The 7,720-nt window shown below is 33.2% G+C and carries 5 protein-coding genes; all 5 read right to left on the bottom strand.

Annotation, left to right across the window (positions count from 1 at the left end; translation table 11 throughout):
• Window positions 1-359 precede the first annotated feature (359 nt).
• Window positions 360-1,568 carry an NAD-dependent dihydropyrimidine dehydrogenase subunit PreA gene (preA, locus tag ABF633_RS20095; RefSeq protein WP_415526394.1) on the bottom strand — a complete coding sequence of 403 codons (1,209 nt, stop codon included), beginning with the start codon at window positions 1,566-1,568 and terminating at the stop codon, window positions 360-362.
• 2 nt (window positions 1,569-1,570) lie between these two features.
• Complete coding sequence (locus ABF633_RS20090; protein ID WP_415526392.1) at window positions 1,571-1,897, bottom strand: hypothetical protein; 327 nt, start codon at window positions 1,895-1,897, stop codon at window positions 1,571-1,573.
• A 714-nt stretch (window positions 1,898-2,611) separates the two neighbouring features.
• Window positions 2,612-3,976 (bottom strand): dihydropyrimidinase, encoded by a 1,365-nt coding sequence (hydA, locus tag ABF633_RS20085; protein WP_415526390.1) that lies wholly within the window; start codon window positions 3,974-3,976, stop codon window positions 2,612-2,614.
• Window positions 3,977-4,334: 358 nt separating this feature from the next.
• Window positions 4,335-5,813: an NCS1 family nucleobase:cation symporter-1 gene (locus ABF633_RS20080; RefSeq protein WP_415526388.1), complete on the bottom strand. Its 1,479-nt coding sequence runs from the start codon at window positions 5,811-5,813 to the stop codon at window positions 4,335-4,337.
• A gap of 490 nt (window positions 5,814-6,303) precedes the next feature.
• Window positions 6,304-7,530, bottom strand: coding sequence for a Zn-dependent hydrolase (locus ABF633_RS20075; RefSeq protein ID WP_415526386.1), 1,227 nt, complete (start codon window positions 7,528-7,530; stop codon window positions 6,304-6,306).
• Window positions 7,531-7,720: the final 190 nt, after the last annotated feature.

The raw sequence follows: 7,720 nt of genomic DNA, 5'->3' as shown, positions 1-7,720 counted from the left end.
TACCTATTCCACCTTTTCCATAAATAGCTACCTGTCTCATTTATAAAATCCTCCTAAACAAATTAAATTTATTATTTTAATTCTGTGTAATAAAATTTACAATCATATTAATATTTATTAAAATTCAGCAATAAAACTGCGTTAATATGAGTATATTATCTTTTAATAATAAAATCAATACATTTTTTAATTTTTTTTATATTTTTATGTTAAATTATCAATAAACAATATTTATATTTGATATTTTAACAAATGACAAGAAATCATTTACATTGGCTAAGATTATATGTTTATATAAAAATTAAATTTACATATTGATAAAATATTTTGCTTTATTTTTTTAATTTATAAAATATAATCTAGATTGTATCCTTATACTTAATATCTCCTGAACTTATAGCCATTACCGGACATACTTTAGCACATAGATGACATCCTACACATTTATCCTGAAGTAAAATTGGTTTTCGACTATCTGCCTCCCATTTTATAGCCTGATGGCCTCCATCATAACAGGAAATATAACATCTCCCACAACCTACACAAATATTTTCATCAAAAGAAGGATACAAAATAAAGCTTCTATCCAGTTCTTCAGCTGGAACTATATTTTTAAGGGCAAGTCCAACCATATCTTCAAGTTTATCAAATCCCTTATCCTCCATGTAATAGGACAATCCACTTATTAAATCTTCAATTATTCTATATCCATATTGCATTACAGCTGTGGTAATTTGAAGGTTAGTAGATCCAAGAAGTATGAATTCCGCAGCATCTTCCCAGGTCTCTATACCACCCATACCACTTATAGGTACTCCTTTGAGGGTTTCATTCTTTGCTAAGTCATGTATAAATCTTAGTGCTATAGGCTTTACAGCTTTTCCAGAATAACCAGAAACAGATGATTTACCATTAACTATTGGATATGATAAAAAGCTGTCTAAATCTATTTTAGTAATACTTTTAATAGTATTTATTGCAGCAAGCCCTGTTGCTCCACCTTCCATAGCAGCAATTGCAGGAACCTCCATATTTCCTATGTTAGGTGTCATCTTAGCAAGTATAGGTAAATTAGTTCCCCTTCTAGTTGCTTCACAATACTTTTTAACTAAATCTGGATTCTGTCCAACATCACATCCCATATTATTGTCTGCCATTTGAGGACAAGAAAAATTACATTCTATTATATCGGCACCTACTTCAGTAACTAACTTTGCCAGATCCGTCCACTCCTGCTCATTTTGTCCCATTATAGAAGCTACTAAAATCTTAGTTGGATATTTCTCCTTAAGCCGTCTCATCCACTCTAAATTTTCCTCCAAAGAATGCTCTGAAATCTGTTCCAGATTTTTAAAACCTATAAAAGGAGTTCCCTCTTTTCCTATAGTATCAAAACGAGGTGAAACTTCCTTTGATACATAAAAACCAATAGTTTTAAAAACAACTCCACCCCATCCCATTTCTAAAGCTTTTGCACACATCTCAAAATTATTTCCAACTACCGATGAGGAAAGAAAAAAAGGATTCTCACATTTTACACCACAAAACTCTATTGATAAATCTTTCATAATTAAACATCTCCCTCACTCTTATTTTTATCTTCTACCAAAAATTCATGAACCATATTTATCTGAATAGGCCTGTCTATCTTTCCTCGTATACAATTTCTCTGACAAAATCTGCCGTTATTACAAGCCTCACCACATTTTCCTACCACTTCACTATTTCTCTTTACAGCTTCCGCAGCACCCCTAAAATTTTGAAATCTAACAGACCTCATATTCTTAGATGGATTAAATCCCACCGGACATGCCTTGCTGCAAGGTGCATCATAACACAAAAGACATCTTGCTGTTTCTTCTATAATCATAGTTTTTGTCACTTTCTTTTTAATCATAATAATTTTCCTCCATTTCTTGCTCAATTTTATTTATCCTATAATCATCTTCTCAGTACTCTGCTAAGATAATTTCATCTCATAGATATAATGAACACTCTGATATATGAAAATTTCACTTATTATTTCACTATATCCATACTATTTTCTAAATTCTATATAATAAACTGCTAACTATGCAGTATATTTCTAAATCAAATATTTATATACTCATATGCTTAATAGTTCTAATATTTAAAATTTTCAATCAAATTAACAATGACTTATTCTAACATGCAAACTAATAAAAGTTCATGTATTCTCAAATGACTAAATTCCATAACACTAAATTAAACACATCAAACTTAATAATACTTCCTAAAGCTCCAATATACTTGTCTATTCATTTCTTACATCTATTAGCTAAAATAATTTTCTCTATTCATCAATAACTTGAAGTACCTTAACCTTCATTGTAAGATTTTAAAATGAATCTCATAATAGTATATTTGCGTTGTAGATAACATTGCAGCAAATACTAGAAAATCTTAGTTTTGCGTGTTTGAAACACGTTAAGTGACTTTTACTGTCTGGCCGAAGGGAGTTTAAAAGTCATAGTGTTTTAAACTAAGCAAAACTTTAGATTTTCTTTTGAAGCTGCACGTTATCCTAAATGAAGATATACCATTAGTTTTGAGACTTATTTTAAAAAACACACCCCCACTTCAAGTGATCCTATTTTCTTCTACGTTTAAGCATCTTGCCCCAGCCAGCTTCTCCTAAAAACTCTCCATCTTTAAACACTATACGACCTCTTGAAAAAGTCATAACAGGATACCCCTTAAGTTCAGTACCCTCCCAAATAGTATGATCCACATCTGAATGCATATTATCCTTTGAAACCACAAACTCCTTATTAGGATCATAAATCACTATATCCGCATCACTACCCGGCATTATAGTTCCCTTTGCAGGAGCACAACCAAATATCTTAGCTGGATTTGATGAACAAAGTTCTACTACCTTGTTAAATGAAATTCTACCCTTGTTAGCCTCACTAAGCATATAAGGATACATGTTTTCTATACCCATACAACCATTTGGAATCTTTGTAAAATCATCTTTTCCCCAATCCTTCTCATAACTTTGGAAAGGGCAATGATCTGTAGCAATAGTTGCAATATCTCCTGTCTTTATACCTTCCCATAAAGCATCCTGGCTTTCCTGACCCTTCATTGGCGGTGAGCAAACAAAATTTCTTCCGTCTTCTCTCTTATACACATCACTTGTAAAGTGTAAATACTGAGGACAAGTTTCTGCATAGATCTCATAGCCTTCATCCTTTGCCCTTTTAACTTCTTCCATTCCCTCTTTATTTGCAAGATGAACTATATAAAGTGGAGCATTTAACGCTTTTGCCCAGTGAATAGCTCTCTTATCAGCCTCTGCTTCTACAAATTCAGGGCGACTTAAGTAATGATACCAAGCTGAAGTTTTTCCTTCCTTTAAAAATTGCTCTACTCTTAAATCTATTAAATCTGGATTTTCAGCATGAACGCTTATAAGTGCTCCTGTCTCCTTAGATTTCTTTAATATCTTGCAGAGTACTCCGTCATCTACCATAAGACCTTCTTTTTTATAAACCATGAATACCTTAAAGCTAGGTATTCCATAATCCACAGCAGTTTGGAATTCTTCAAGCACCTCTGGTCTTAGATCTGTGATTGCCACATGAAAAGCATAATCTACACAAGCCTGAGGTTCACAAATTTTGTTTCTTCTCTTAGCTGTTTCAATAATTCCTTCTCCTTTAGTCTGAAGTGCAAAATCAAATACTGTAGTAACTCCACCACAAGCAGCAGCTCTTGTTCCTGCCTCATAATCATCTGATGAAACTGTCCCCCCAAAAGGCATTGCCAAATGAGTATGGGCATCTATAGCACCAGGTAAAACAAGCTTTCCTTCCGCATCTATTACCTCTGCATTTCCTGCATCTATGTCAGTAGCTATAGCCTGAATCTTTCCATCTTTAATTGCTATATCAGCTTTAAAAGTATCTGTAGCTGTTACTATGGTCCCATTTTTAATTACTATATCCATAATTATCTTTAGTAAGAAGATGTATTATAAGTACAAGATCCCACTAAAGCTCACCTCCTCTATAAATTTTTCTTTGATTTTTCAATTCATTTATAATATATTTTACTTATTTAAAATCTAGTATTTTCAATAGGAATTTACTTTGGCCAAATATCATTTGTAACTAAAAAATCTTAAACCATTAATATTAACACTCCTAAAATAAAACTTGCTAATACTAATGGTCTATAAGTTAATGTTCATTAAAACTGATAAATACTTAAAACAATCTATAAACTATATACTTTAATGTACTTTTAGGTAGCTTTATATATAATCTAATTATATATCTTAATAAGTTTATTATTTAAATGTGTTGTTATATAGCTGAAGCTCCTTCTGTTCCTGTCTCTTCAGTACCAGTTGCTTTTCCTCTAGGGTTTAGTAACAAATAAACTATAAAGGATACTCCAAAACCTGCAAACCATGAGTAGTCAACTATTCCTGCTAATGCTGGAACTACCTTACCTATAAGAGCTACAACAACTCCAATTATTAATGCTATAATTGCGCTTTTATTAAAACCATTTGAATAACTGTAAATTCCATTTTCAGAAAAAAGATCTTTAAGATTAAGTTTTTTATTTCTAGTAATCCAATAATCACAAATTATAATTGCTGCAATTGGTCCAAGTATTCCTGAATAAGTTCCAAGCCAATTGAATATATATCCACTAGGGTCAGATAAAAGTCTCCAAGGCATAATAACTATACCTAAAATACCTGTAATAAGTCCTCCAGTTTTAAAATCGATACGTGTTGGCATCATGTTTGAAAAATCATTTGCTGGTGAAACAATGTTTGCTGCTATATTAACAGATAATGATGCAATAACTATTCCAGCAAAACCTATGAAAAGTACTATAGGATTTGTGAATTTTGAAACTATATCAACAGGATCCCACATTGCTTTTCCAAATATTACAACAGTAGCTGAAGTTACTATTATACCCATTGCTGAGAATATTGTCATAGTTGGTGGCAAACCGATAGCCTGACCTATCATCTGTTCTCTTTGACTTCTTGCAAATCTTGTAAAATCAGGTATGTTAAGTGATAATGTCGCCCAGAAACCAATCATACCCGTTAACGAAGGAATAAATACCTTTATAAACTCTCCTGTAGTTTTAAATTTACTTGGTTCATTAAATAATGGTCCAAAACCGTGTGCAGTATAAACTGCCCAAATTACAAGAATAAGTGCAAGTATTAATACCACTGGAGCAGCCCAGTTTTCAAACTTTCTAACTACATCCATTCCCTTATATATGATATATATCTGTAGTGCCCAGAATATCATGAAGGTTATGGCATTAGGTAATGCTAATCCAAGTATGGTAAAGCTTCCGCCCATAGTTTTCCATCCTGGTATTATTGATGAAAATAGTACATTTAGTGCACTTCCACCTATATAAGTATTTATACCAAACCATCCACAAGCAACTATAGCCCTCAGCACCGCCGGTATATTAGCACCCTTTGTTCCAAAAGAAGCTCTCGCTAAAACTGGAAAGGAAATTCCATACTTAGCTCCAGGATGAGCATTTAATAACATTGGTATTAAAACAATAATATTACCAAGTGTAATAGTTATTAGTGCCTGTATCCAATTCATTCCTAGGGCAATAAGTCCTCCAGCCATCATATAAGTAGGTATACAATGCGCCATACTTATCCATAATGCTGTATAATTGTAGGTATTCCATTTTCTATCCTCAATAGCTGTAGGGGCAAGGTCTTTATTGTATAATTTGCTTCCACTTATGTCTTCTTTTAATTCATACATTTCTTCTTTCATGATAAACTTCACTCCTCTTTAATTTAGTTTTTTAAATAATTTTTTTGCTCTCACTAAGTTTAAATGAATTTCTAAAAATTATCAATATGTTAATATTATTTACTTTAAATTTTTAATTTATTAATTTATATAGTAATTTCAGAAAATTTTTACCAATTTAATTTTTTTACCTTTAATTACATTTAAGAATACTGCAACATTATCAGCAACCTTTTCAATATTTTTAGAGAAATTGCTTCAGAGGAAACCATGGCATTATCAATGAATCTTACTCAGTGGGAGTTTGTATTCCCACTGAGTTTAGATGAATTATCCAGGGACGTGCCGATGTTATCTCCACCTTTAGAAAAGTAGAGAACCAAAATTTTTAATTTTATGTGAATCACTTTCACAGAGTGCGATGGAGTGTTACAGCGGCTAGTCATCGGATAAATCCTTTTTCTAGGAAAGTCTTTTCAACTAATGCATCACTGAAACTAAAGAGATACCTCTACTTCTTATCAATATCCAAAACTGTTTGCAGTAATACATTGGCCCCCTTTAAACAATTCTCCACAGGGGTTTTTTCTATTTCACAATGGCTGTGTCCGCCAATACTTGGAACAAATATCATAGTTACAGGCAGCATATCAGCTACAAACTGAGCATCATGTCCAGGACCACTGTACATTCTCATATTGGAGTATCCATAAAGATTTGCATTTTTTTCAACGAAATTCACGAATTCTTCATTGTAACTGACGGTTTTACGTGACCACAATTCCTTGTAGCTAACCTTACACTTTGCGAGTTCAGAAGGAATTCTCTTAATGACTTCAACCACTTGCTGTACTACTGCCGGGTCTTGATGTCTTGCATCCAAGGTAAACTTAACATCATCCGGTATAATTGTATGTACATTAGGTGAACAAATAATTCTACCAGTAGTATAAACTAGTCTTTCATCAAGTTTATCAAGTTCTCTATGCAGATACTGAATAGCCTCGGAAGCTGCTAAAAGAGCATCCTGTCTCATTTTCTGAGGAACGGTTCCAGCATGACCGGCCTGGCCGATAAATTCAAATTCATAATTGACCATTCCAACAACGCCTTCTACAACGCCGATATCCATTTTTGCAGCTTCAAGCACTGGCCCCTGCTCAATATGCAATTCTAGAAAAGCCATATAGTCCTTAGGATTCATTCTGTTCTTCTCATAACCCTTATATCCGCTTGCATCAAGAGCTTCACCAAAAGTCATTCCTTCAATATCCTCTGACGCCAACATCTTTTCCTTATCAAATTTACCAGTAATAACACCTGATGACATCATGGCAGGGTCGAAACGAGCCCCTTCTTCATTGGTCCAGATCATAACTGTAATTGGATGGCGGTGTGGAATTTTCTCTGTAGCAATAGTTTCAGCTACTTCCATTCCTGTAAGTACACCTAAAATACCATCATAGTTTCCACCTTGTACTACTGAATCGCAATGTGATCCCATGGCAATATGAGGAAGATCTTCTGATCCCTTAAATGTGGCATATATATTTCCCATATCATCTGTTACGATCTCTGCGCCAAGTAGCTTCATTCTCTTACAGAATTCTGCTCTTGCCTGAAGGTCTGCTTCTGATAAAGCTAACCTTGTTATACCACCTTTCCCAGTATCACCGAATTTACTAAATGTAACAATTTTATCTTCCATTCTTTTTATGTCACAACTAATATTTTTCATTATACATCCTTCTCTCTAAAATTCTTTATGATTTTCGCCTACCCATATTATCTATATAGTTTCTACATTATCTTTCTTTAAATACCTTCATCACTGCTCTGGTTTTAAAATAATGCTCCTGGATGTGATATTTACGATTGAAGCAAGTTCTTAATTCAGGTGGGGATTCTTTTACCCCATCTGAATTTTA

This window comes from Clostridium sp., assembly GCF_047718555.1.
Lineage (GTDB): Bacteria > Bacillota > Clostridia > Clostridiales > Clostridiaceae > Clostridium_I.
The sequence above is the reverse complement of the archived record's forward strand: the minus strand, read 5'-3'. Positions and strand labels throughout refer to the sequence as shown.

Bases quoted from the DNA above. Each gene is read 5' to 3' on its own strand.
- ABF633_RS20080 (WP_415526388.1), bottom strand. From the start codon at position 5,813: ATGAAAGAAGAAATGTATGAATTAAAAGAAGACATAAGTGGAAGCAAA.
- preA (WP_415526394.1), bottom strand. From the start codon at position 1,568: ATGAAAGATTTATCAATAGAGTTTTGTGGTGTAAAATGTGAGAATCCT.
- hydA (WP_415526390.1), bottom strand. From the start codon at position 3,976: ATGGATATAGTAATTAAAAATGGGACCATAGTAACAGCTACAGATACT.
- ABF633_RS20090 (WP_415526392.1), bottom strand. From the start codon at position 1,897: ATGATTAAAAAGAAAGTGACAAAAACTATGATTATAGAAGAAACAGCA.
- ABF633_RS20075 (WP_415526386.1), bottom strand. From the start codon at position 7,530: ATGAAAAATATTAGTTGTGACATAAAAAGAATGGAAGATAAAATTGTT.